At 72.5% G+C, this 20,888-nt stretch carries 18 protein-coding genes and 1 pseudogene; 16 read left to right on the forward strand and 3 right to left on the reverse strand.

All coding sequences use genetic code 11. The features are described 5' to 3' along the window. Positions 1-663 precede the first annotated feature (663 nt). From ACFYR0_RS30850 to ACFYR0_RS30905, 12 genes and pseudogenes are all read left to right on the forward strand, one after another. The gene (locus ACFYR0_RS30850; RefSeq protein WP_389335325.1) at positions 664-1,413 is read left to right on the forward strand and encodes an MBL fold metallo-hydrolase; all 750 of its coding nucleotides are present in this window, start codon (positions 664-666) and stop codon (positions 1,411-1,413) included. A 119-nt stretch (positions 1,414-1,532) separates the two neighbouring features. Next, positions 1,533-2,192, forward strand: coding sequence for a GntR family transcriptional regulator (locus ACFYR0_RS30855; protein ID WP_389335328.1), 660 nt, complete (start codon positions 1,533-1,535; stop codon positions 2,190-2,192). Next, on the forward strand, positions 2,189-3,097 hold the full coding sequence (locus ACFYR0_RS30860) for a dihydrodipicolinate synthase family protein (RefSeq protein ID WP_389335331.1): 909 nt from the start codon (positions 2,189-2,191) through the stop codon (positions 3,095-3,097). Before ACFYR0_RS30855 ends, ACFYR0_RS30860 begins: the two co-directional genes overlap by 4 nt. Continuing rightward, positions 3,094-4,809: an L-arabinonate dehydratase gene (araD, locus tag ACFYR0_RS30865; RefSeq protein WP_389335607.1), complete on the forward strand. Its 1,716-nt coding sequence runs from the start codon at positions 3,094-3,096 to the stop codon at positions 4,807-4,809. The genes ACFYR0_RS30860 and araD overlap by 4 nt, the downstream gene beginning before the upstream one ends. Before the next feature lie 71 nt (positions 4,810-4,880). Next, on the forward strand, positions 4,881-5,816 hold the full coding sequence (locus ACFYR0_RS30870) for a carbohydrate ABC transporter permease (protein ID WP_389335334.1): 936 nt from the start codon (positions 4,881-4,883) through the stop codon (positions 5,814-5,816). Then, on the forward strand, positions 5,813-6,718 hold the full coding sequence (locus ACFYR0_RS30875) for a carbohydrate ABC transporter permease (RefSeq protein ID WP_389335337.1): 906 nt from the start codon (positions 5,813-5,815) through the stop codon (positions 6,716-6,718). The genes ACFYR0_RS30870 and ACFYR0_RS30875 overlap by 4 nt, the downstream gene beginning before the upstream one ends. Beyond that, positions 6,718-7,857, forward strand: coding sequence for a Gfo/Idh/MocA family protein (locus ACFYR0_RS30880; RefSeq protein WP_389335340.1), 1,140 nt, complete (start codon positions 6,718-6,720; stop codon positions 7,855-7,857). The genes ACFYR0_RS30875 and ACFYR0_RS30880 overlap by 1 nt, the downstream gene beginning before the upstream one ends. Next, positions 7,854-8,693, forward strand: coding sequence for a PmoA family protein (locus tag ACFYR0_RS30885; RefSeq protein ID WP_389335343.1), 840 nt, complete (start codon positions 7,854-7,856; stop codon positions 8,691-8,693). The genes ACFYR0_RS30880 and ACFYR0_RS30885 overlap by 4 nt, the downstream gene beginning before the upstream one ends. Continuing rightward, a complete protein-coding gene (locus tag ACFYR0_RS30890; RefSeq protein ID WP_389335346.1) occupies positions 8,690-10,189 on the forward strand; it encodes a family 43 glycosylhydrolase in 1,500 nt (499 codons plus the stop codon). The genes ACFYR0_RS30885 and ACFYR0_RS30890 overlap by 4 nt, the downstream gene beginning before the upstream one ends. Positions 10,190-10,247: 58 nt before the next feature. Then, on the forward strand, positions 10,248-11,591 hold the full coding sequence (locus tag ACFYR0_RS30895) for an ABC transporter substrate-binding protein (RefSeq protein ID WP_389335349.1): 1,344 nt from the start codon (positions 10,248-10,250) through the stop codon (positions 11,589-11,591). Positions 11,592-11,841: 250 nt separating this feature from the next. Continuing rightward, complete coding sequence (locus ACFYR0_RS30900; protein ID WP_389335352.1) at positions 11,842-13,128, forward strand: polysaccharide lyase family 1 protein; 1,287 nt, start codon at positions 11,842-11,844, stop codon at positions 13,126-13,128. Between the two features lie 308 nt (positions 13,129-13,436). Beyond that, positions 13,437-13,853, forward strand: a pseudogene (locus ACFYR0_RS30905) (pectin esterase); the annotation flags it as partial. A gap of 210 nt (positions 13,854-14,063) precedes the next feature. Here ACFYR0_RS30905 and ACFYR0_RS30910 read toward each other — a convergent pair. The 3 genes from ACFYR0_RS30910 to ACFYR0_RS30920 form a co-directional block, all read right to left on the reverse strand. Beyond that, on the reverse strand, positions 14,064-15,515 hold the full coding sequence (locus ACFYR0_RS30910; protein ID WP_389335355.1) for a peptidoglycan D,D-transpeptidase FtsI family protein: 1,452 nt from the start codon (positions 15,513-15,515) through the stop codon (positions 14,064-14,066). A gap of 127 nt (positions 15,516-15,642) precedes the next feature. Continuing rightward, complete coding sequence (locus ACFYR0_RS30915; RefSeq protein ID WP_389335358.1) at positions 15,643-16,116, reverse strand: GNAT family N-acetyltransferase; 474 nt, start codon at positions 16,114-16,116, stop codon at positions 15,643-15,645. A 3-nt stretch (positions 16,117-16,119) separates the two neighbouring features. Next, positions 16,120-16,893: an IclR family transcriptional regulator gene (locus ACFYR0_RS30920; protein ID WP_389335361.1), complete on the reverse strand. Its 774-nt coding sequence runs from the start codon at positions 16,891-16,893 to the stop codon at positions 16,120-16,122. Positions 16,894-17,013: 120 nt separating this feature from the next. Between ACFYR0_RS30920 and ACFYR0_RS30925 the strand changes: the two genes are divergently transcribed. From ACFYR0_RS30925 to ACFYR0_RS30940, 4 genes are all read left to right on the forward strand, one after another. Next, on the forward strand, positions 17,014-18,543 hold the full coding sequence (locus ACFYR0_RS30925; RefSeq protein WP_389335364.1) for an aldehyde dehydrogenase (NADP(+)): 1,530 nt from the start codon (positions 17,014-17,016) through the stop codon (positions 18,541-18,543). A gap of 345 nt (positions 18,544-18,888) precedes the next feature. After that, positions 18,889-19,497 (forward strand): DUF1349 domain-containing protein, encoded by a 609-nt coding sequence (locus tag ACFYR0_RS30930; RefSeq protein ID WP_389335367.1) that lies wholly within the window; start codon positions 18,889-18,891, stop codon positions 19,495-19,497. Between the two features lie 39 nt (positions 19,498-19,536). Further along, positions 19,537-20,070: a GNAT family N-acetyltransferase gene (locus ACFYR0_RS30935; protein WP_389335370.1), complete on the forward strand. Its 534-nt coding sequence runs from the start codon at positions 19,537-19,539 to the stop codon at positions 20,068-20,070. A gap of 63 nt (positions 20,071-20,133) precedes the next feature. Continuing rightward, complete coding sequence (locus ACFYR0_RS30940) at positions 20,134-20,850, forward strand: DsbA family oxidoreductase (RefSeq protein ID WP_389335373.1); 717 nt, start codon at positions 20,134-20,136, stop codon at positions 20,848-20,850. Positions 20,851-20,888 lie beyond the last annotated feature (38 nt).

Raw genomic sequence — 20,888 nt, forward strand, 5'->3', positions numbered from 1 at the left:
CGTCGTACGTGTCTTCCGTTCTCGTCTGTGGCTGCTGCGCGTCGTACGTGTCTTCCGTTCTCGTCTGTGGCTGCTGCGCGTCGTACGTGTCTTCCGTTCTCGTCTGTGGCTGCTGCGCGTCGTACGTGTCTTCCGTTCTCGTGCGTGGCTGCTGCGCGTCGTACGTGTCTTGCGTCCTCGTCCGTGGCTGCTGCGTGCCGTACGTGTCTTCCGTCCTGTCTGTGGCCGCCGCGTGCCGTACGCGCCTTCCGCCCCGCCCGTGCCCCCTCCGCGCAGCCCGCGACCGCCTGCCGCCGCTGCGGGCATGCGTGCCGCCAGGGGCGGCACGGGTGGGCGCTGGGGGTCGTCCCCCTCCGGGGGAGGCGCCTCGCTGACGCCGAGCTGCGCACCGCCCCTCGCCCCAGCCGCGCCGCCGCCGCGCCTGGTAAGGGGGCCTCGCCGAGCGCAGCTCGCCTGCGGCGCCGGGCTGCGAAACCGTCCTGCCCCAGCCGCGCCGCCGCCGCGCCTGGTAAGGGGGCCTCGCCGAGCGCAGCTCACCTGTGGTGCTCGCGGTGCAGCGCTGCGAAACCGCCCCGGCCGCGCCGCCCCCGCACACGACCGGCCGTCGCCCAACAGGGCTAAACACGGCCGCCACACCCCGGAGGGAACCGTACGCTCCGGGGCATGCCCCTGAGCCTCACCGTCCTCGGCACATCCTCCCCGCACCCCGCCCCGGACCGCCCCTGCTCCGGATACCTGCTGCGCGGCGGCGGCGCGGAGGTGTGGGTGGACGCCGGGTTCGGAACGTTCGCGGAGTTGCGCAGGCACACGGACCCGGCCCGGCTGACGGCGATCTGGATCTCGCACCTGCACGCGGACCACACCGCCGACCTGCTGGCCGCGGCCTACGCGTACGCCTTCGGCGGCATGACGCCCGCCGGCCCGGTCCCCGTGTACGCCCCCGAGGGCTGCGACCGGCGGATCGCGGCCTTCCTCGGGCGGACGGACGCCGCGTTCCTGAACGAGGTCCTGGACTTCAGGCCGCTGCACGACGGCCACTTCGCGCGGCACTGGAACCTGACCCTGAGGGCGAGGGCCGTCGAGCACGACGGGGAGGCCTACGGGCTGCGGGCCGAGTGCCAGGGCAGTGTGCTGGCGTACTCGGGGGACAGCGGACCCTGCGCCGCGCTGCGCGAACTGGCCCGCGGCGCCGACCTGTTCCTCTGCGAGGCCGACATCGACAAGGCTCACGCGGGCGAACGGCAGGTGCATCTGACGCCGGAGGACGCCGGTGCATGTGCGAAGGGTGCGCGGGAGCTGCTGATCACCCACGTGGGGCCGACGCTGAGCCGTGAGGAGGCCGTCGAGCGGGCCGCCGTCGTGTTCGGCGGGCCCACCGGCGCGGCCCGCGAGGGCGAGACCCGGACCGTGTGAAAGCGCTTTCTAAATTCTCGTCGGAAGCATTGACGAAACCTGTGGGCGCTCCTAGTTTCATCGCGTCGTACTTCGTACGTCATATATGAGACGCGATACGTCAGATCCGAGAGGCGCGCATGACCTCTGTGCCCACGCCGATCCCGTCCCGCACGCAGTTCGTGCTGGAGGAGATCAAACGCCGCATCCTGACCGGCCGGTTGACCCCGGGCCAGGCCCTCGTCGAGGCCGAACTCGCCGCGCAGTTCGGGGTGTCCAAGACACCCGTGCGGGAGGCGCTGAAGACGCTGGCCGGGACCGGGCTGGTCGTGATGAGCCAGTACAAGGGCGTCACCGTGCGCATGGTGGACGCGGACATGGCGCGCGAGGTCTACGACGTACGCCTGCTGCTGGAGCCCGAGGCCCTGCGGCGGACGGTGCGGCGGAACGCCTCGCTGGACGCGGCCCGGGACGCCCTGGAGCGCGCCGACGCCGCGGACGACACCGCCGAACGGTCCCTCGCCAACCGGGAGTTCCACCGGGCCCTGTACCTGCCCTGCGGCAACCCGCTGCTCGGGCGGATGCTCGACGAGGTGCGCGACCAGGCCGCGCTGGTGTCCGCCGTCGCCTGGGCCTCGTCCCCCTCGTGGGAGCGGGAGGCCGGCGAGCACCGGGAGATCCTGCGGCTCGCCCTCGGCGGCGACGCCGACGGGGCGGCGCGTGCCCTGCACGACCACATCGCGTCGTTCGTGCGACGGGCCTTCCCGGACACGGCCGGTGACCAGGGAGAGGAAGCATGACGACGACGTTCGAGTCCCAACGGGCGGCCCTGGCCGACGTGGTGGCGATTCCGGTGACCCCCTTCGCCGAGGACGGCACGGTCGACCCGGACACCTACCGGGCCCTGCTGCGCCGGCTCCTGGACGGCGGCGTGCGGACCCTGACCCCCAACGGCAACACCGGCGAGTTCTACGCCCTCACCCCCGAGGAGCGGCAGTCCGTCACCGAGCTGACGGTGGAGGAGGCGGGCGAGGGGGCCGTGGTCCTGGTGGGGGTCGGGCACGACGTGCCCACCGCGGTCGCCTCCGCCCGGCACGCCCGGGAGCTGGGCGCCGCGATGGTCATGGTCCACCAGCCCGTGCATCCGTACGTCTCGCAGAACGGCTGGGTCGACTACCACCTGGCCATCGCCGAGGCCGTGCCCGAGCTGGGTGTCGTGCCGTACATCCGCAACGCGCAGCTGGAGGGCGGTCGGCTCGCCGAGCTCGCGGATCTCTGCCCGAACGTGATCGGCGTCAAGTACGCCGTTCCCGACGCGGCCCGCTTCGCCGGCTTCGCGCGGGACGCCGGGCTGGAACGCTTCGTCTGGGTGGCCGGGCTCGCCGAGCCGTACGCGCCCTCGTACTTCTCGGCCGGGGCCGCCGGCTTCACCTCCGGGCTGGTGAACGTCGCGCCCGCCGTCTCCCTGAACATGCTCGAAGCCCTGCGCTCCGGCGACTACGCCGCCGCGATGAAGGTCTGGGAGCAGATCCGGCGGTTCGAGGAACTGCGTGCCGCCCACGCCTCCGCCAACAACGTCACCGTGGTCAAGGAGGCCCTGGCCTCGCTCGGGCTGTGCCGTCGTGAGGTGCGGCCGCCGAGCCGGCCGCTGCCCGAGAGCGAGCGGGCCGAGGTCGCGGCGATCGTCGCCGGGTGGCCGATATGACCCGGGAGCTGAGGAGCCGTCAGTGGTACGGGGGCGACGGGATCAGGGCGTTCAGCCATCGGGCGCGGACCCGGCAGCTCGGGTATCTGCCCGAGGAGCATCTCGGCAAGCCGGTGATCGCCGTGCTCAACACGTGGTCGGACATCAATCCCTGCCATGTGCATCTGCGGGACCGGGCGCAGGCCGTGAAGCGGGGGGTGTGGCAGGCCGGGGGCTTCCCGCTGGAGTTCCCCGTCTCCACGCTGAGCGAGACCTTCCAGAAGCCGACCCCGATGCTCTACCGGAACATGCTCGCCATGGAGACCGAGGAGCTGCTGCGGTCCTACCCGGTGGACGGCGCCGTGCTGATGGGCGGCTGCGACAAGTCCACCCCCGCGCTGCTCATGGGGGCCGCCTCCGTCGATCTGCCGGCCGTGTTCGTGCCTGCCGGACCCATGCTTCCCGGACACTGGCGCGGCGAGGTGCTCGGCTCCGGTACCGACATGTGGAAGTACTGGGACGACAAGCGCGCCGGGCTCATCGGGGACTGCGAGATGGGCGAGCTGGAGAGCGGACTCGCCCGGTCCCCGGGGCACTGCATGACCATGGGGACGGCCTCCACGCTCACCGCCGCCGCCGAGGCGCTCGGGGTGACCGTGCCCGGCGCGTCCAGCATTCCCGCCGTCGACTCCGGACACGACCGGATGGCCGCCAGGGCCGGGATGACCGTGGTGGAGCTCGTCCGCCGGGACCGCCGGCTGTCCGAGGTGCTGACCCGGGAGGCCTTCGAGGACGCCGTGACCACCGTGCTGGGGCTCGGGGGCTCCACCAACGCGGTGATCCATCTGATCGCCATGGCGGGACGGGCCGGGGTCCGGCTCACCCTCGACGACTTCGACCGGATCGCGCGGACCGTCCCGGTGCTGGCCGACGTACGGCCCGGTGGACAGCGGTATCTGATGGAGGACTTCCACTTCGCCGGCGGGCTGCCCGGGTTCCTGTCGCGGATACCGGATCTGCTGCACCTGGACCGGCCGACCGTGTCCTGCGACTCCCTGCGCGAGCAGATCGCCGGGGCGCGGGTGCACGACGACGAGGTCATCCGGCCGCGCGAGCGCCCCGTCGCGCGTGAGGGCGGCGTGGCCGTGCTGCGCGGGAACCTGTGCCCGGACGGCGCCGTCATCAAGCACATCGCCGCCGAGCCGCACCTGCTCAAGCACACCGGACCCGCCGTGGTCTTCGACGACTACCGGACCATGCAGCGCACCATCGACGACCCGGAGCTCGGCATCACCGCCGACAGCGTGCTCGTGCTGCGCAACGCCGGGCCCAGGGGCGGGCCGGGCATGCCGGAGTACGGGATGCTGCCGATCCCCGGGCATCTGCTCAAGCAGGGCGTGCGGGACATGGTGCGGATCTCCGACGCCCGGATGAGCGGCACCAGTTACGGCACCTGCGTGCTGCATGTCGCGCCGGAGTCGTACGTCGGCGGGCCGCTGGCGCTGGTCCGCAGCGGCGATCTCATCACGCTGGACGTCGAGGCGCGATCACTGCGTCTGGACGTGCCCGACGAGGAGCTGGAGCGGCGGCGGGCCGGGTGGACGCCTCCGCCCGCGCGGTACGAGCGGGGCTACGGCTTCCTCTACGAGCAGCAGATCACCCAGGCCGACACCGGCTGCGACTTCGAGTTCCTCGCCCGGCCCGGCACGGTTCAGGACCCGTACGCCGGCTGACTCCCGCCCTGTTTGTGGGCCGGTATTTCGAACGGCTACCGGCAAGCGCTTCCATCGAACGGAGAACAGTCATGGCCCAAGCCGCAGCCGTGGCGAAACCGCCCGCGCCACCGAGGCGGCGCCGCACCTCCGCCACTCCGCGCAGGCTGCCGTATCTGCTGATCGCCCCGGCGGCCCTGCTGATGCTGGGCTTCATCGCCTACCCGGTCGTCAGCGTCTTCTACTACAGCCTGCGGGACTACAACCCCACCAAGCCCTGGCGGAACGGGTACGCCGGCTTCGGCAACTTCGTCCAGATCCTCACCGACGACCCGCAGTTCTGGGACACGCTGACCTTCAGCGCCCAGTGGGTGTCCGTCGAGGTCGGGCTGCAGCTGCTGTTCGGTCTCGCGCTGGCGCTGATCGTCAACCAGACCTTCGCGGGCCGGGCGCTGGGCCGGGCGCTCGTGTTCTCGCCCTGGGCCGTGTCCGGCGTGCTGACCTCCGCGATCTGGGTGCTGCTCTACAACTCCCAGACCGGCATCACCCGTTACCTCGCCGACGTAGGCATCGGGTCGTACGGCACCAGCTGGCTGTCGGACACCTCCACCGTCTTCCCGGCCGCCGTCGTCGCCGATCTGTGGCGTGGTGTGCCCTTCTTCGCGATCCTCATCCTCGCCGACCTCCAGTCCGTCTCCCGCGACCTGTACGAGGCCGCCGAGGTCGACGGGGCGAGCCGGCTCCAGCAGTTCTGGCACATCACGCTGCCGCACCTGAAGGACGCGATCGTCCTGTCCACGCTGCTGCGCGCGGTGTGGGAGTTCAACAACGTCGACCTGCTCTACACGCTGACGGGCGGCGGGCCCGCCGGCGAGACCACGACGCTGCCGCTGTACATCGCCAACACCAGCGTCGAGTCCCACGACTTCGGCTACGCGTCCGCGCTGACCACGGTCGCGTTCGTGATCCTGCTCTTCTGCTCGATCGTCTATCTGCGGCTGAGCAAGTTCGGAGGTGAGTCCAAGTGACGGTCAAGGAGGCCACCGCCGCCCCGAGCGCCCCCGCGCCGGAGCGCGTGCCAGACGCCCCGCGGCAGCGGACCGGCGGGCGGGAACGCCCCTGGGACCAGGTCCCTCGCCGGCAGATCTATCTGCCGCTGTCCGTGTACCTCGTCTTCACCCTCGTCCCCTTCTACTGGATCCTGCTGTTCGCGCTGCGCCCCACCGGCTCGACCTCGCTCGTGCCCTGGCCGATGACCGGCGAGCACTTCGAGAAGGTGTGGAGCGAACGCGGCTTCGGCACCTACTTCCAGAACAGCCTGCTCGTCGGCGTCGCCACCCTGGTGATGACGACGGTCGTCGCCCTGGCCGGCGGCTACGCCCTCGCCCGGTTCGACTTCCGGGTCAAGCGCGGCTTCATGCTCGCCCTGCTGTGCTCGCAGTTCGTGCCCGGCGCGCTGCTGCTGGTGCCGCTGTTCGAGATCTTCGCCGGACTGAACATGATCAACTCGCTGGGCAGCGTCGTCGTCGCCGAGACGGTCTTCCAGCTCCCGCTGTCGATGATCCTCCTCAGCAACTTCATCAAGAACGTGCCGTACTCGCTGGAGGAGGCGGCCTGGGTCGACGGCTGCAACCGCTTCACCGCCTTCCGGATCGTCGTGCTGCCGCTGCTGCGGCCCGGGCTGATCGCCGTCGGCTCCTTCGCCTTCGTGCACTCCTGGAACCACTTCCTGTTCGCCCTGATGTTCCTCAACGACCCCGCGAAGCAGACCATCCCCGTCGGCCTCAACACCCTGATGAGCGCCGACAGCGTCGACCTCGGGGCCCTGGCCGCGGGTGGCATCGTCGCGGCCGTGCCGGTGGTGCTGGTGTTCGCCTTCATCCAGAAGTGGCTCATCACCGGGTTCAGCGCCGGGGCGGTGAAGGGCTGATGGACGCCGTGCCCGTCGTGCTCGCCGGCGCCCGTGGCCATGGCCGCTGGCATGTCGAGAACATCCGCAGACTCGAGAGGCTCGGGCTTGTGCGGCTCGTCGGCGTCTGCGAGCTGACGCCGCTGACGGAGGACGAGTTCGGGAGCGAACCACCCGCTCAGTCCGCCGACTTCGGAAGGCTACTGGACGCCACGGGCGCCCGCGTCGCCGTCGTCTGCACGCCCATCCCCACGCACACCGGCCTCGCGCTGACCGCCGCCGCCCGGGGCGTCCACCTGCTGCTGGAGAAGCCGCCCGCACCGTCGTACGCCGAGTTCCGGCGGATGGCCGACGGGGTCGCGGCGGCGGGCGTCGCCTGCCAGGCCGGCTTCCAGTCCCTCGGCTCGCACGCCGTGCCCGCGATCCGCGAGCTGATCGCCGACGGGGCGATCAGCACGGTCCGCGGGATCGGCGGCGGCGGCGCCTGGGCCCGCGACAAGGACTACTTCCGCCGGGCGCCCTGGGCCGGACGGCGGCGCCTGGACGGGGCCGACGTGATCGACGGGGCGCTCACCAACCCGCTCGCGCACGCCGTCGCCACCGCCCTCGCCCTGGCCGGGGCAGACCGCGCCCAGGCCGTGGCCGCGGTGGAGACCGAGCTGTGGCACGCCCACGACATCGAGGCCGACGACACCTCCTGCGTCCGCGTCACCACCGAGGACGGCCTCCCGGTCGTGGTCGCCGCGACCCTGTGCGCCGAGCGGCCCGAGGAACCGTACGTCCTGGTGCACGGCAGCCGCGGCCGGATCACCTTCTGGTACAAGCAGGACAGGGTGCTGCTCCAGCGCGCCGGACACGGCCCCGAGGAGTTCGACCACGGCCGCACCGACCTGCTGGAGAACCTCCTCGACCACCTCGCCGGCGGGGCCGCCCTGCTCGTCCCGCCGGACGCCACCGGCGGCTTCATGAAGGTCGTCGAGGCGATCCGGCGGGCCCCCGACCCGGCCCCGCTGCCCGAACGGGCCTGGCGGGAGCTGCCCGAGGAGCGGCGGCGGATCGTACCCGGCGTGGAGGGCCTGGTCGCGGCCAGCGCCGGCACCCTCGCCCTGTACTCCGAACTCGGCGCGCCCTGGGCGGCCCGGGAGGTGAGCGCCCGATGACCGACACCCCGGTCCTGCGGGTCGCGGGCCGCCCCGTCGCCCGCTACGTCACCCGGCCCGAACTGCCCGACCGGCTCTCCCCGCGCCCCTATCTGCACCCCGTCACCACCCTCGGCGGCACGGCCGTCACCGAGCTGAGCCCCGCCGACCACCCCCACCACCTCGGCGTCGGTGTCGCCGTCCCCGACGTCGAGGGGCACAACTTCTGGGGCGGCCGCACCTACGTGCGCGACCGGGGCCCGACCGAGCTGGACAACCACGGCGCCCAGCGGCACGTCACCTTCCCGCTGCGCGACCCCGACGGGTTCGTGCAGGAGCTGCGCTGGATGGCCGCGGGCGGTGAGCTGCTGCACGAGCGGCGGACCGTCGCCGCGACCGGCCTCGGCGCCACCGCCTGGGCTCTGGACCTCACCTTCGCCCTCACCAACACCACCTCCGCACCGCTCACCCTCGGCAGCCCCGCCACCAACGGGCGTCCCGGCGCGGCCTACGGCGGCTTCTTCTGGCGGGCCCGCAAGGAGGCCGAGCCGCCCCGGGTGCTCACCCCGGACGCCGAGGGCGAGACGCAGGCGCACGGGCGGGCCGCCGACTGGCTGGCCCTGGTGGGCGGTTCCTGGACGCTCGTGTTCGCGGGCGTCACCGACGCCACCCGCCGCGACCCCTGGTTCGTGCGCACCGGCGAGTACCCCGGCGTCGGCTCCTCGCTCGCGCACACCGCGCGCACGCCCATCGCCCCCGGCGACACCCTCGTGCGCCGTGTCGTCACCGTCGTCGCGGACGGCCGGCTCGGCCGGGGCGAGGCCGCCGCGCTGGTCCGGAAGGCGGTCGCGCGGTGACGTACACCAACCCGGTCCTGAACGCCGACTGGTCCGACCCGGACGTATGCCGCGTCGGCGACGACTTCTATCTCACCGCCTCCAGCTTCGGCCGCGTTCCCGGGCTGCCCCTGCTGCACTCCCGCGACCTGGTCGACTGGACGCTCGTCGGCCACGCCCTGCAACGCCTGGAGCCCGCCGCGGAGTTCGACCGGCCGCGGCACGACCGCGGGGTCTGGGCGCCCTCGCTGCGCTTCCACGACGACCGCTACTGGATCTTCTGGGGCGACCCCGACCAGGGCGTCTTCCAGGTCAACGCCCCGCGGATCAGGGGCCCTTGGAGCACACCCCGGCTGGTGAAGGCGGGCAGGGGGCTGATCGACCCCTGCCCCCTGTGGGACGAGGAGACCGGCGAGGCCTATCTGGTGCACGCCTGGGCGAAGTCGCGCTCCGGCGTCAAGAACCGGCTCACCGGGCACCGGATGCGGCCCGACGGCACCGGGCTCCTCGACGAGGGGCGGGTGATCGTGGACGCCGACCGCCTGCCCGGCTGGTTCACCCTCGAAGGGCCCAAGCTGTACCGGCACGACGGCTGGTTCTGGATCCTCGCCCCGGCCGGGGGAGTGGAGACCGGCTGGCAGGGCGCCTTCCGCTCGCGCGGGTTCTTCGGACCGTACGAGGAGCGGGTCGTCCTGGAGCAGAAGGACACCGAGGTCAACGGCCCTCACCAGGGCGGCTGGGTGCGCACCCCGGCCGGCGAGGACTGGTTCGTCCACTTCCAGCGGCGCGGCGCGTACGGCAGGGTCGTCCATCTCCAGCCGATGCGCTGGGACGCGGACGGCTGGCCGGTGATCGGCGCCGACGGCGCCCCGGTCACCGTGCACAGGCGGCCCCGTCTGCCGCCGCAGCCGCCCGCCGCGCCCGCCACCGACGACGACTTCCCCGGCGGGCGGTACGGAAGCCAGTGGCAGTGGACCGCCAACCCCCAGGACGGCTGGGCGCCGCAGCACTCCGCGGACGGCCTGCGCCTGGCCTGTGTCCGTTCGGCCGACGCGCACGATCTGCGCCGGGTGCCGAACGTGCTCACCCAGCGGCTGCCGGGCATGCCGTGCTCGGTCGAGGCCGGACTCCGCCTGGAGAGCGAGGAGACGGGCGCGCGGGCCGGACTCGCCGTGCTCGGGGACGCCTTTTCGTGGATCGGGCTGGAACGGCGGGCCGACGGGACGGCGTGGCTCGTGCACCGGTTCGCCGAGAGCACCGCCGGGGCCGAGCGGGACGCGGCCCACCCGGTGCCCGCCCCCGGCGGCCGGGCCCTGCTGCGGATCGACCTCACCCCCGGCGCGCGCTGCCGCTTCTCCTGCGACGTCGGTGACGGGCCGCGCCCCTGCGGGCAGGTCTTCGCCGCCACGGGTTGGCGCTGGGTCGGAGCCCTGCTGGGCCTGTTCGCCCTGGCCCCCGGGGGACCCGGCCCCGCGGGCACGGCCGAGTTCACCCGCTTCCGGGTCACGCCCGCGTAAGTCCCCGGACCCCCACAACTTCATATCCCCGACCGGAACCACACGAAGAGAGCCGACGATGAAGTTCAGCATCAGCAGAAGCAGGCGGGCCCTGGCGGCCGTCGCCCTGGGATCCGCGCTCGCCCTGACCACGACCGCGTGCGGCGACGACGGCAGCGGCTCCGGCGGCGACAAGGGCGCCGAGGGCAGCGGCACCGGCAAGATCGTCTTCTGGGACAACAACGGCGGTGTCCGCACCGACGTCTGGAAGGAGATCATCGCCGACTTCGAGAAGGCCAACCCGGACATCGACGTCGAGTACGTCGGCATCGCCTCCACCGAGTACCAGTCCAAGGTCGACACCGCCATCCAGGGCGGCGGACTGCCCGACGTCGGCGGGGTCGGCGCGGCCATGCTCGCCGGGTTCTCCGCGCAGAACGCGCTGGAGCCACTGGACGAGCGCCTCGGCAGGTCCGCCCTCAAGGGCATGCTCAACGCCGACATGGTCGCGTCGATGAAGGCGGCCGGAGGCGGGGACGGCACCCTGTACTCCATCCCGACCTCCGCCAACAACGGCGTGCTGTACTACCGCACCGACCTGTTCCGGAAGGCGGGCCTGGACGAGCCGGCGACCTGGGAGAAGTTCTACGAGGCCGCGGAGAAGCTGACCGACGCCGAGAAGAACGCGTTCGGCTACACCATCCGCGGCGGCGCCGGGTCCATCGCCCAGGCCTTCGACGCGATGTACGGGCAGTCCGGGATCACGTCGTTCTGGAACGGCGACACGACCACGGTCAACGACCCGAAGAACGTCGCCGCGCTGGAGAAGTACGCCGCGCTGTTCAAGAAGGTCACGCCCGCGGCCGACCTCAACAACGACTTCACCAAGATGGTCGCGCAGTGGGACTCCGGCACGATCGGCATGCTCAACCACAACCTCGGCTCCTACCAGGACCATGTGAAGGCCCTCGGCGCCGAGAAGTTCCGCGGCATCCCGCAGCCGGTCGGCGCCGCGGGCAAGCGGGTCCAGGTGTCCAACCCGGTCGACGGGCTGGGGCTGTTCAAGAGCTCGAAGAACAAGGACGCCGCCTGGAAGTTCATCGAGTTCGCGCTCTCGCACGCGGAGAACTCCAAGTTCAACGAGTCCGCGGGGCAGGTCCCGGCGAACACGCAGGCCGCGCAGGACACCTGGGTGGGCAAGGCCGAGCCGACCAAGCTGGCCGCCGCCGCGCTGACCGACGGATCGACCACCATCGTGCAGCTGCCCTACTACCTGCCCGACTGGAACACCATCTCCAAGGCCGACAACGAACCGAACTTCCAGAAGGTGCTGCTGGGGACCATGAGTGCCAAGGACTTCCTGGACGGGCTGGCCGAGCAGCTGAACGAGGCGCAGGCCGAGTGGAACGAGCAGAAGGGCTGAGTGCGGACGGGACTCCGCCGGGTGCGGTCCGTACGCCGCCGGGCGCGGGCCCGGGCGGTCCGCACACCGCCGGGCGCGGGCCGTCGTCCCCGGGCGGCCGTGCCCTCGCGGCGGAGCCGCCCCCGCCCCCTGACCACCCCGGGCGGCCGTGCCCTCGCGCGAAGCCGCCCCCCTCATGGATGACCTGGCCGTCGGACCCTGAGAGTTAGGAGAGCCGTAAGTGAACACCTCAAGATGTCATGCACGTGTCATGGGTGTGCTGGTGGGCTGCACCGCCCTGGTGCTGTCCGTCACCACGGGAGCCGCCGCCGGCCCCGAGTCCCGGCGCGACCTCGCGCGCGAGGTCCTCGGGGCGGGCGACGGCTGGGGGTCGTACGGCACCGGCACCACCGGAGGCGCCGCGGCCGAAGCCGGGCACGTCCACACCGTGCGCACCTGGGCCGAACTGAGGAGCGCCCTCGCCGACGGCAGCGGCGCGCCGAGGATCGTCAGGGTCGTGGGGACGATCGACGCGGTCGCGCAGGGCTGCGACGCCTTCGCCGTCCCCGGCTACGACTTCGACGCCTACCTGGCCAAGTACGACCCCGGCACCTGGGGCCTCGACACCGACCTCAGCGGCGAACCGGACGACAGCCCCGAGGGACTGCGCCGCGCCTCGGCCGCCCGGCAGGACCGGGCCATCAAGGTGAACGTGCCCGCGAACACCACCCTCATCGGGGTGGGGCGCGACGCGGCGATCCACGGAGCCAGCCTCCAGATCAAGGACGTCGACAACGTCATCGTCCGCAACATCACCTTCGAGAGCCCCGTCGACTGCTTCCCGCAGTGGGACCCGACCGACGGCGACAAGGGCAACTGGAACTCCGAGTACGACACCGCCGTCGTCCACAACTCCACCCACGTGTGGATCGACCACAACACCTTCACCGACGGCGACAGCCCCGACAGCGCCGCCCCCACCCACTTCGGGATGCTCTACCAGCGGCACGACGGCGAACTGGACATCGTCCGCGGCGCCGACCACATCACCGCCTCCTGGAACGTCTTCGCCGACCACGACAAGACGATCCTCGTCGGCAACAGCGACGGTGCCGCGGCCACCGCCTCCGACCGCGGACACCTGAAGGTCACCTTCCACCACAACCTCTTCAGGAACCTCGTCGAACGCGCGCCCCGCGTCCGCTTCGGCCAGGTCGACTCCTACAACAACCACTTCGTCGCCGGCACCTCGTACTCCTACAGCTTCGGCATCGGCAAGGAGTCCCAGCTCGTCGCCGAGCACAACGCGTTCACCCTGCCCGCCGGGGTCAGCCCCGCGAAGATCCTCAAGAAGTGGAGCGAGGCGCCGCTCACCGCCGGCGGCAATGTCGTCAACGGCCGTGCCACGGACCTGACCGCCGTCCACAACGCCGCCCTCCCCGCCGAGACGCTCCGGTCCGGCGCGGGCTGGACGCCCGTGCTGCGCACCGGGGTCGACCCCGCACGGGCCGTGCCCGGCATCGTCGCCTGCCGCGCGGGCGCCGGCCGCCTGCGCTGACCCGCCTCCCGGAACGGCCGGGGCGGTCCGCACCGCGGCCCCGAACGGGCCCGCCCGCCCCGGCCGAACCCCCTCACGCCCCTCACCGTGAAGGAGCACCCGCGCATGCCCCACCACCCCCTGTCCCGGCGAGCCCTCCTCACCGCGGGCACCGCCGCCGCCCTCGCGCCCCTGCCCGCCCACGCCACACCCCGCACACCGTCCGGCCCCTTCGGCCGCCACGGCTCACCCGCCGCCCGCCTCACCGCCGGCACCCTCTACGTCGACCCGCGCGGGCGCGGCGACTTCACCTCCGTCCAGGCCGCCGTCACCGCCGCCACCGGCAGCGGACGGACCTGTCCGCCGCGCCCTACGGCTTCGTCCTCGCCCCCTCCACCGCCGTCGCCAACCCGTGCGGCTACCTCGTCGTCCGCAGCCGGGTCACCAGCGAGGCGTCCGACGCCCACTACAAACTGGCCCGCCCCTGGGTGCCCGGCTCCGATCCCACCGCCCGGCCGATGCTCACCGTGCGCGAGACCTGGCTCGGCCCGGGCATCGACGCCGCCGTGCCCTACGCCGACATGTCGAGCACCTACCCGTGGCAGCGCTTCGCCGAGTACCGCAACACCGGGCCCGGCGCGTGCGTCGGCGACCCCGCCGAGCGTCCCCAGCTCACCTACGAGGAGGCCCGGTCGGCGACGCGGGAGGCCTGTCTGGGCGACTGGACACCGTGGCAGCGCTGCTGAGCCGGGCGTGAGCCGCGCACGAGGAAACGCCCCCGATCGGGGGGCACTTCGCGCGGCGGACCCGAGCTGCCCGGCGAACACCCACCGGCCCGGCGGGACGGTACGGCCCTGCTTCAGGGTCCAGCCGCAGACGAGGAATCCGCCGTGCTCCCCGACGGTCAGGGTGAAGTCATCCTCCGGCAGCGAGCGCCGGGCGCCGGTGTCGGATGATCAGTCGTCCAGCGCGGCCTCCATCACGGCCTTGGCGACCGGCGCGGCCAGTCCGTTGCCGCTGACCTCGGAGCGGGCCGCGTCGGACTGCTCCACGACGACCGCCACGGCGACCTGCTTCCCGGTCGTGTCCGACTTCCCGTAGGACGTGAACCAGGCGTACGGCGCCTTGGAGTTGTTCTCGCCGCGCTGGGCGGTGCCGGTCTTGCCGCCGACCGTGGCCCCGGACACCCGCGCGTTCGTGCCCGTGCCCTCCTCCACGACCGTCTCCATGGCGGACCGCAGCTGCTCGGCCGTGGAGGAGGAGACGATCCGCTCGGTGGAGGCGTTGTCGTCGTAGTCCTCCAGCACGTCGCCGTCGCTGTCGGTGATACGCGAGACCATGTGCGGCGAGACCAGCTCACCGCCGTTGGCGATGGCCGCGGACACCATGGCGATCTGCAGCGGCGTCGCGGTGACGTCGAACTGGCCGATGCCGGACAGCGCGGTCTGCGCCTCGTCCATGTCCTTCGGGTACACGCTCGGGTACGCGCGCACCGGCACGTCCTGCTCGGTGTCGTTGAAACCGAACTTCTCCGCCATCGCCCGGACCTTGTCCTGCCCGAGGTCGACGGCCATCTTGCCGAAGACGTTGTTGCAGGAGTACTGCAGGGCCGTCCGGATCGAGGCGTCCTCGCAGGGCGCCGAGGGGTTCTCGTTGGTGAGCGTGCGGTCGGACTGCTCCAGCTCGTACGGGTCGGGGCTGACGGTCCTCTCGTCGACCGAGGAGTACAGCCCTTCCTCCAGGGCCGCCGCGGCGACCACCAGCTTGAAGGTCGAGCCGGGCGGCAGCGGCTGGCGCAGCGCGCGGTTGGTCAGCGGCTTGTCCGAGTCCTTCTGGAGCTCCTGCCACGCCGAGGTGTCGCCGGTGGCCAGCGCGCCCGGGTCGTACGACGGTGTGGAGACGACCGCGAGGATCCTCCCGGTCTCCGGGTCGACGGCGACGGCGGCGCCCTTCTTGTCGCCGAGGGCCTCGTAGGCCGCCCTCTGCACGCCCGGGTCGACGGTCGTGATCACGTCGCCGGGGTCGGCGCGCCCGCCGGTGACCGTGTCCAGGACGTTGTTCAGTCGGGTGTCCGTGCCGTCCAGCAGGTCCTGGTAGACGCCCTCCAGCTGGGTGGCGCCGTAGACCTGCGAGCTGTAGCCGGTCACGGCCGCGTACAGCTCGCCGTCGGTGTACGTCCGCTTGTATCTGAGGTCGCCGCCCGTCGTGCGCGCCGAGCCGGTGACGGCCTCGCCGCCCACGACGATGTCGCCGAGCGGCTCGCTGTACAGCGCGATCGCGTTCCGCCGGTTGTCCTTGTCGTCTGCCAGCGCCCGGCCCTCGTAGAACTGCACCCAGGTCGCCCTGACCAGCAGGGCCAGCACCAGCAGCAGTGTGAAGACGGACGCCCGCCTGATCGTCTTGTTCATTACGGTCACAAGACGAGCGAAGCCGGCCGGATCGTTCCCTTTCGGTGCTTTTCTCATCCGGCACTCATGTACGGGGTCAGGGCGTCCTCGGGAACCACGCCTCGTACGCGGTCCGGGTACTCCCCGGTCAGGCCTCCAGGACCAGGACGACCTCGTCGATCTCCTCGCCCCGCGCGTTCGCGAACCCCCGCTCCCGCCCGGTGACCCGGAACCCGCACTTCTCCAGCACCCGCAGCGAACCGGCGTTGTCCGCCGCCGCCCGGGCGCGCAGCGGACGCTCGCCGACCTCGGCCAGCAGCACCGCCAGCGCGGCCGTGGCGATGCCGCGCCCCCAGTAGTAGCGGTCGATCCAGTACGTCACCTCGCGCTCGCCCGGCGCTCCGTACACCGCCGCGTGGCCGACGACGTCCCCGTCGGCGAGCACGGTCCGGTTCACGATGCCGTCCGTGGCGCGGATCCGCGCCCAGTGCGCGTCGAACGCGTCCCGGTCGGCGGGGTCGGCCGCGGTGAACGCGGCCATCAGCAGCGACTCGGGATCGTTCGACTGCCGGAAGAACACGGGCAGATCGCTGTCGTGGACCGCGCGCAGTACGACGTCCATGGGTCAGAGCCTCCGGGTGGCGAGGGTCAGCCGGTCGCGGGCGTCGAACAGGGCGTCCTTCACCGTCTGCTCGTGCGCCGGGGTCAGCCGGGCCACCGGGACCGAGCAGCTGATCGCGTCCCGGGCCGGGGTGCGGTACGGGATGGCCACGCCGAAGCAGCGCAGGCCCAGCGTGTTCTCCTCGCGGTCGACCGCGTACCCCTGCTCGCGGACCTGGTGCAGCTCCTCGATGAGCTGCTCCCGGTCGGTGATGGTGTGCTCGGTGAGCGCGGGCAGCGTCTCCGGCAGCAGCTTGCGCACCTGCTCGTCGGAGAACGTGCTCAGCAGCGCCTTGCCGAGCGAGGTCGAGTGGGCGGGCAGCCGGCGGCCGACCCGGGTGAAGGGGCGCAGATAGTGCTGCGACTGCCGGGTGGCGAGGTAGACGACGTTCGTGCCGTCCAGACGGGCGAGGTGGATGGTCTCCGTGGTGTCGTCCGAGAGCCGGTCCAGGGTCGGCCGCGCCACCGCGACGACCTCGTCGCCGTCGATGTAGGAGGTGCCGACGAGCAGGGCCCGCACGCCGATGCCGTAGCGCGTGCCGGTGGCGTCCGTCTCGACCCAGCCGAGCTCCACCAGGGTGCGCAGCAACATGTACAGGCTGGACTTGGGGTAGCCGACGGCCTCCTGGACCGCCGCGAGGGAGTGCATGCCGGGGCGTCCGGCGAAGTACTCCAGCAGTTCGACCGTCCGTACCGCGGACTTGACCTGCGCTCCGCCCCCCGTCTCTCCAGCCGACATCGCCCTTGACCCCTTCGTTCGACGGGAAATAGTCTCCGAAAGCCTATTCATCATCAGAGACGGCGTTCAGTATATCGAACGCACTGGTGGATGACCCAGATACATGTGGAGGGATCCGCGGTGGCAGCAGCACCAGTCTGGAGTGTCGACCCCCGAACCGGGAAGCAGCGGGAACAGGTTGCGGTGGAGGCCACGGCCCAGGAGGTGGACGCCGCCGTCCGCGCCGCGCACGAGGCCCGCGGCGCGCTGGCCGACCGCACGGTCCGCGCCGCGTTCCTGCGCTCCGCCGCCGAGCGGCTGGGGGCGACCGGGGACCTGCTCGTCGAGGCCGCCGACGCCGAGACCGCGCTCGGGCCGGTCCGGCTCACCGGCGAACTCGCCCGCACCCGCTACCAGCTGAGGGCCTTCGCCGACATCGTGGACGAGGGCGCCTTCCTCGACGTGGTCATCAACCACCCGGACGACACCGCCACCCCGCCGATCCCGGACCTGCGCCGCTACAAGGTGCCGCTCGGGGTCGTCGCCGTCTACTCCGCCTCCAACTTCCCCTTCGCCTTCTCCGTCCCCGGCGGCGACACCGCGAGCGCGCTCGCTGCGGGCTGCCCGGTCGTCGTCAAGGCGCACCCCGACCATCCCGCGCTGTCCGAGCTGGTGGCCAAGGTGCTGCGCACCGCCGCGGCCGAGCACGGCATCCCGGCGGGCGTGCTCGGGCTGGTGCACGGCTTCGAGGCCGGGGTGGAGCTGATCAGGCACCCGCTGGTCAGCGCGGCGGGCTTCACCGGGTCGGTCCGCGGGGGCCGCGCGCTGTTCGACGCGGCGGCCGCCCGGCCGGTGCCGATCCCGTTCCACGGAGAGCTGGGCTCCCTCAACCCGGTCCTGGTCACGGAGGCCGCCGCCGCCGAACGCGCCGAGTCCATCGGCACGGGCCTGGCGGGGTCCATGACGCTGGGCGTCGGGCAGTTCTGTGTGAAGCCCGGCCTGGTGCTCGTGCCGGGCGGGGCGGCCGGTGACCGGCTGGTGAAGTCCCTCACCGACGCCGTCAGCGACACCGGGGCGGGGGTTCTGCTGGACCACCGTATGCGGGACAACTTCGTCGCCGGGGTCGCCGAGCGGGCCGAACTGCCCGACGTGGACTCACCCGTGACGCCGGGGGCGGCCGGGGATCACACCGTGAGCCCCGGCTTCCTGACGGTCCCCGCCGCCCGGCTGGCCGGCGAGGGGGACCACGACCTGCTGCTGGAGGAGTGCTTCGGGCCGGTCACCGTCGTCGCGCGCTACGAGGACGAGGACGAGGCAACAAGCGTCCTGTCCCGGCTGCCGGGCAACCTCACGGCGACCGTGCACCTGTCCGCGGAGGAGGCCGCGGGGGAGGGGCGCGGGGCCGCGCTGCTCGCGGAGCTGACGCCGCTGGCGGGGCGGGTGCTGGTCAACGGGTGGCCCACGGGGGTCGCCGTGGCGGCGGCCCAGCACCACGGGGGGCCGTACCCGGCGACGACCTCCACGTCGACCTCCGTGGGCGGGACGGCCGTCGAGCGGTGGCTGCGGCCGGTGGTGTACCAGGGGGCGCCCGCCGCGCTGCTTCCCGCGGAGCTGCGGGACGAGAACCCTCTGGGGGTGGCACGGAGGGTGGACGGGCGGTTGGAGCGGTAGCACTCCGTTGGGTTGGGGGTGTGCGGGGTTCGGGGTGCCGGGTTGCGGGGGCGGGCCGGATGCGGGTGCGTCGTGGCTTGTCGCGCCCGTGCGGCGGAGCCGCATATCGACACAGCCCCGCGCCCCTGAAGGCCCGCGGCCCTCGAGTGGAGAATTCAGCCGTGCGGGGTTCGGGTTGCGGGGGCGGGCCGGATGCGGGTGCGTCGTGGCTTGTCGCGCCCGTGCGGCGGAGCCGCATATCGACACAGCCCCGCGCCCCTATATGCCCGTGTCGGTCAAGGTTCTTGTTCCTGACTGGCCTTGGGGCCCTGGAGGGCGGCGTGGAACGGCGTGGAGAATTCGGCCATGGATCTTTCTCTTCCCGAACTGCCCTTTCCTCTGCGCACTTACGGACCCGACGGGCACTGGTCGTACGAGGACGAGGTGCTCACCGGGTGGGCCGGGCCCCGGCAGGACCGGTTCGTGCCGCCGACCGACGAGGGGCTGGACCCGGCGTCCGACGCGCCGCGGCTGCTCGGGGCGCCCGAGGGTGACTTCCAGCTGATCGCCCGGGTCACGGTGGGCTTCAACTCCGCCTTCGACGCCGGGGTGCTGTACGTGCACGTGGGGGACCGGGCGTGGGCCAAACTGTGCCTGGAGTACTCGCCGGACGTGCCCACCGTGTGCACGGTCGTCACCCGGGGACACTCCGACGACGCCAACTCCTTCACCGTGAACGGCAGTTCGGTGTGGCTGCGGATCAGCCGGACCGGGCGGGCGTTCGCCTTCCACGCCTCCCGGGACGGCGAACGGTGGACCTTTGTGCGGCTGTTCACCCTGGGCGGGGAGAAGGAGACCGGCGCGGCGCTGGTCGGATTCCTGGCGCAGGCGCCGCTCGGAGAGGGTTGTGTGGTGACGTACGACCACATCGAGTTCCGGCCGTACTGGCCCGCTGATCTGCGGGACGGCAGCTGAGCGGGGAACCCGGGTGGCCGAGAACGCGTCCTGAGGGGCGTGATCAGTGAGCGAGTGACCGGGAGCCGGGTGATCCGGACCGTCGTGCGTGCCGAGGCGGAGACGGTCGCCGCGCTGCACGCGCGGGCCCGGGCGACGTACTACCCGGACGGGGCCCCGGAGGACGGCACCGACTGGGCGGCGGCCTGGCGGGACGCGATCGGGCGGAGCGACGGGCAGGTGCTGTGCGTCGTGGAGGCGGGGCGGATCGTCGGCCTCGCCTCCTTCCGGACCGTACCGGGCGTGCCCGCGGACACCGTCGACCTGCGCCAGTTCCACGTGGACCCCGGCCACTGGCGGTCCGGGATCGGCACCGCCCTGCACACGGCCTGCCGGGAGCAGTGGCGCGCCGACGGGCGGCGGACGGCCGTCCTGCGGGTGCACGCGCACAACCTCCGCGCCCAGGCCTTCTACGCCCGCCACGGCTGGACCCCCGACCCGGACCGGCCGCGCGCGCCGGACGACCACCACCTCGATCTGCGGCTGGACGTCTCGGCCGACCGGCGGGCGGAGGGAATGAAACGGGCTGAATGAAGGTTCACGTACGGGAGCGGAGACAGTCTCCGTATCCGTACGACCCGAAGGAAACCGAGACACATGCGCGTCGAGATCTGGAGCGACATCGCCTGCCCCTGGTGCTACGTGGGCAAGGCCCGCTTCGAGAAGGCGCTGGAGGCCTTCCCGCACCGCGACCAGGTCGAGGTCGTGCACCGCTCCTTCGAGCTCGACCCCAGCCGCGCCAAGGCCGACGCCGGCCCGGTGATCCCGATGCTGGCCGCGAAGTACGGCCTCAGCGAGGACCAGGCGCAGGCCGCCGAGGACAACGTCGGCGCGCAGGCCAACGCCGAGGGCCTGGAGTACCGCACCCGCGGCCGCGACCACGGCAACACCTTCGACATGCACCGCCTGCTGCACCTCGCCAAGGAGCACGGCCGCCAGGACGAGCTGGTGCAGATCCTCTACCGCGCCAACTTCGCCGAGGAGCGGTCCGTCTTCACCGAGGGCGACGAGCGGCTGGTGGAGCTCGCCGTCGAGGCCGGGCTGGACGCCGGCCTGGCCCGCAAGGTGCTCGCCGACCCGGCCGCCTACGCCGACGAGGTCCGCGCCGACGAGCGCGAGGCCGCGGAGCTCGGCGCGAACGGCGTGCCCTTCTTCGTCCTCGACCGCAAGTACGGCGTCTCCGGTGCCCAGCCCGCCGAGCTGTTCACCCAGGCGCTGACCCAGGCCTGGGGCGAGCGCTCCCCCCTCACCCTGATCCAGGACGACTCCGCCGAGGCCTGCGGGCCCGACGGATGCGCGGTGCCGCAGGCCTGACAGCGGCGGGCCGGGAGCCCGCCGGTCCGGAAACCCGC

This window comes from Streptomyces sp. NPDC005017 (assembly GCF_042873115.1).
Classification (GTDB): Bacteria; Actinomycetota; Actinomycetes; order Streptomycetales; family Streptomycetaceae; genus Streptomyces.

Coding starts and splice junctions, on each gene's coding strand:
- ACFYR0_RS30850 (WP_389335325.1), top strand. CDS start 664: ATGCCCCTGAGCCTCACCGTCCTCGGCACATCCTCCCCGCACCCCGCC.
- ACFYR0_RS30855 (WP_389335328.1), top strand. CDS start 1,533: ATGACCTCTGTGCCCACGCCGATCCCGTCCCGCACGCAGTTCGTGCTG.
- ACFYR0_RS30860 (WP_389335331.1), top strand. CDS start 2,189: ATGACGACGACGTTCGAGTCCCAACGGGCGGCCCTGGCCGACGTGGTG.
- araD (WP_389335607.1), top strand. CDS start 3,094: ATGACCCGGGAGCTGAGGAGCCGTCAGTGGTACGGGGGCGACGGGATC.
- ACFYR0_RS30870 (WP_389335334.1), top strand. CDS start 4,881: ATGGCCCAAGCCGCAGCCGTGGCGAAACCGCCCGCGCCACCGAGGCGG.
- ACFYR0_RS30880 (WP_389335340.1), top strand. CDS start 6,718: ATGGACGCCGTGCCCGTCGTGCTCGCCGGCGCCCGTGGCCATGGCCGC.
- ACFYR0_RS30885 (WP_389335343.1), top strand. CDS start 7,854: ATGACCGACACCCCGGTCCTGCGGGTCGCGGGCCGCCCCGTCGCCCGC.
- ACFYR0_RS30895 (WP_389335349.1), top strand. CDS start 10,248: ATGAAGTTCAGCATCAGCAGAAGCAGGCGGGCCCTGGCGGCCGTCGCC.
- ACFYR0_RS30900 (WP_389335352.1), top strand. CDS start 11,842: ATGGGTGTGCTGGTGGGCTGCACCGCCCTGGTGCTGTCCGTCACCACG.
- ACFYR0_RS30910 (WP_389335355.1), bottom strand. CDS start 15,515: ATGAACAAGACGATCAGGCGGGCGTCCGTCTTCACACTGCTGCTGGTG.
- ACFYR0_RS30915 (WP_389335358.1), bottom strand. CDS start 16,116: ATGGACGTCGTACTGCGCGCGGTCCACGACAGCGATCTGCCCGTGTTC.
- ACFYR0_RS30920 (WP_389335361.1), bottom strand. CDS start 16,893: ATGTCGGCTGGAGAGACGGGGGGCGGAGCGCAGGTCAAGTCCGCGGTA.
- ACFYR0_RS30930 (WP_389335367.1), top strand. CDS start 18,889: ATGGATCTTTCTCTTCCCGAACTGCCCTTTCCTCTGCGCACTTACGGA.
- ACFYR0_RS30940 (WP_389335373.1), top strand. CDS start 20,134: ATGCGCGTCGAGATCTGGAGCGACATCGCCTGCCCCTGGTGCTACGTG.